2 protein-coding genes and 1 pseudogene are annotated in these 2,939 nt (G+C 39.9%); 1 reads left to right on the forward strand and 2 read right to left on the reverse strand.

Going from position 1 to position 2,939, the window contains the following annotated elements; all coding sequences use genetic code 11:
• Positions 1 to 335: pseudogene (locus VXQ92_RS15495) on the reverse strand (acyl-CoA dehydrogenase); the annotation flags it as partial.
• A gap of 283 nt (positions 336 to 618) precedes the next feature.
• Entirely contained in the window at positions 619 to 1,632 is a 1,014-nt protein-coding gene (gene lipA, locus VXQ92_RS15500; RefSeq protein WP_001289259.1) for a lipoyl synthase, read from the reverse strand.
• A 196-nt stretch (positions 1,633 to 1,828) separates the two neighbouring features.
• On the opposite strand from lipA, the gene sthA reads away from it, so the two are divergent.
• A partial coding sequence (gene sthA, locus VXQ92_RS15505; protein WP_416682393.1) for a Si-specific NAD(P)(+) transhydrogenase occupies positions 1,829 to 2,939 on the forward strand: 1,111 nt, incomplete at its 3' end.

Below are 2,939 nucleotides of genomic sequence, written 5' to 3' on the forward strand. Positions count from 1 at the left end.
GGAGCCCCCATAAATAACTCTTTTTCCCACCAGCTTGTTCCTGCTTCTAAGGCTTCTTGTTCAGTGGTACTGATGCTCGGCATTGAGTTGGCCAGAGTTTTATATGCAGGTTGGGTAATTAAGTTAAACCGTAAAGGTTTAAACAAAATAATAATGCTAAGTGCAATAAGGGGAATCCCTAAAAGTAATGCCCACGGCGTTAAAATGAAAGCAGTAAGTATGGCTACAGCAATCGTAATAACACTACCAGCGACTCTATTTAGGTTAAAAAAGAAAATTGCCCATATTGCAACAAGCTGAATGACAATACTTAAAACAAAGAGTAGGAAAATCATACTTGCTCCTTGCTAGATAAGCCCTCAAGTTAGAAATAATAAAAAAGCGAGGAGAGATTTAAGGCTTAACTAGCGAATTTTTTAATGCTGTTTAAATTTGATTTTTTATGTCGCAATTGATGTATATGCTAGAGCAGGGATATATCGTGCTTTTAGGTATAAAATATTTTTGAATGAAAGTGTAATGGCTTGTTTTATCGATTTGTCAAGAAATGTTATTGATTTTCTTGTATAAATAAAAAAGCCCTCATAATCTGAAGGCCTTTTTAATACTTATGAAGTGTTAAGCTTCGATTGCTTGTACCGCAATTTTTTTCGCAGGATCTACCTTGCGACGAACTTCAGGAACAGGTTCACCATAGTATTGGCGATCAGCAAAATAGCTTGAACGAACCATTGGTGCAGACCAAATATTTCTAAAGCCAAGTTTACGGCCATGCTCTGCATAACGTTCAAATTCTTCTGGTGTTACAAAACGGTCAATTGGTGCATGCTGTTTAGAAGGCTGCAAGTATTGACCAATAGTGACATAGTCGACATCGTGAGCACGTAAGTCATCAAGCAATGCAATAACTTCTTCTTCAGTTTCACCAATACCCACCATCAAACCACATTTTGTTGGGATGTCTGGGCAGTATTCTTTAAACATTTTTAATAGGTTTAAAGAGTGCTGATAATCTGAACCTGGACGCATCGCTTTATATAGACGAGGTACAGTCTCAATGTTGTGGTTAAATACGTCTGGTGGACATTCAGTCATAATGCGTAAAGCAATATCCATACGTCCACGGAAGTCCGGTACTAAAATTTCAAGTAATGTATTTGGGCTAAGTGCGCGAGCTTCTTTAATACAGTCCACAAAATGTTGTGCACCGCCGTCAAGCAAGTCATCACGGTCAACCGAAGTGATTACTGCGTATTTGAGCTTAAGATTGGCAATTGTCTCTGCCATGTGGCGTGGTTCATCAGGGTCCAATGCATTTGGACGACCATGCGCTACGTCACAGAAAGGGCAACGACGTGTACAAATATCACCCATGATCATGAATGTTGCTGTACCACCGCCAAAGCATTCTGGAAGGTTCGGACAAGCTGCTTCTTCACAAACGGTATGGAGTTTTTGAGCACGTAAAGTCGTTTTAATACGCTGAACTTCTTCTGGTGCCGTCATCTTGACACGAATCCAGTCAGGTTTACGCGGCACTTCAACCGTAGGTACAACTTTTACAGGAATTCTTGCGACTTTTTCTGCGCCACGAAGTTTTACACCCTGTTCAGGTTTACGGTGTTCTGACATATTTAACTTTTCCACTCGTTTATAGAGACATTGACATTGTATTATAGCGGACTTCTACAAGTAATAGCGGAAAATAACTATTCATATAATAAATGTGGCTATTCAGAAATATAGGGTTGAGAAATACATAAATTCACCGCATATTAGCCATAATTTATTATAAAATATGGTCATTCAACAGAGGAAGGAGCTTTCAATGCCACGTAAAAAAGAGGTCGTTAGTGGGAATTTCGTTAAGTACGATGCGGTAGTTCTCGGTTCTGGACCTGCAGGTGAAGGCGCGGCAATGAAGCTTGCAAAAGCTGGTAAGCGTGTTGCAATTGTAGATGTACGTGATCAACTCGGTGGTAACTGTGCACACGTAGGAACCATTCCAAGTAAAGCATTACGTCAAACAGTTTCTAGCATTATTCGCTATCAGCGTGATCCAATGTTTCAAAAAGTAGGTGAATGGAAGCAGTTCACTATGAAACAGGTCTTGCGTAATGCGCACAAAGTGATTCAACAACAGGTTGATACGCATACACGCTTTTATGACCGTAACAAAATTGGTGTCTTCCACGGTCGTGCATATATTCAAGACAAAAACACAGTTTTAGTTTTTAGCCACGAAGGCATTAAAGAAACAATTATCTGTAAGCAAATCGTGATTGCGACAGGTAGCCGTCCTTATCATCCGCAAGGTCTTGATTTTGACCACCCGCGCGTATTTGATTCGGACAAAATTCTTGATCTTGATTACTCAATTCAAAAAATCATTATTTACGGCGCAGGTGTTATTGGCTGTGAATATGCCTCAATCTTTATTGGTTTAGACCATAAAGTTGACTTGATCAATACTCAACAAAAACTCTTAAGTTATCTAGATGATGAAATCGCCGATGCTTTGTCTTATCACTTACGTGAACAGGGCGTGTTGATTCGTCACAATGAACAAATGGATCATCTTGAAACATTTGATGACCACGTTGTTCTACATTTACAAAGTGGTAAAAAGATTAAAGCTGATGCGATTCTTTGGTGTAATGGTCGTTCAGGTAACACAGAAGGTTTAGGTCTTGAAAATGTTGGGTTGGTACCAAATAGCCGTGGTCAACTTTCTGTAAATGATCAATATCAAACTGAAGTTGAAAACATCTATGCGGCTGGTGACGTGATTGGTTGGCCTTCACTTGCTTCGGCCGCCTATGACCAAGGGCGCTGTGCTGGTGCAAACATGAGTGGTGAAGACGCTAAGCCAGTACGTGATATCCCTACAGGTATTTATACCATTCCGGAAATCTCATCTATTGGTAAGAATGAACAGG

This window comes from Acinetobacter sp. 228, assembly GCF_048147885.1.

Bases quoted from the DNA above. Each gene is read 5' to 3' on its own strand.
- lipA (WP_001289259.1), bottom strand. From the start codon at position 1,632: ATGTCAGAACACCGTAAACCTGAACAGGGTGTAAAACTTCGTGGCGCA.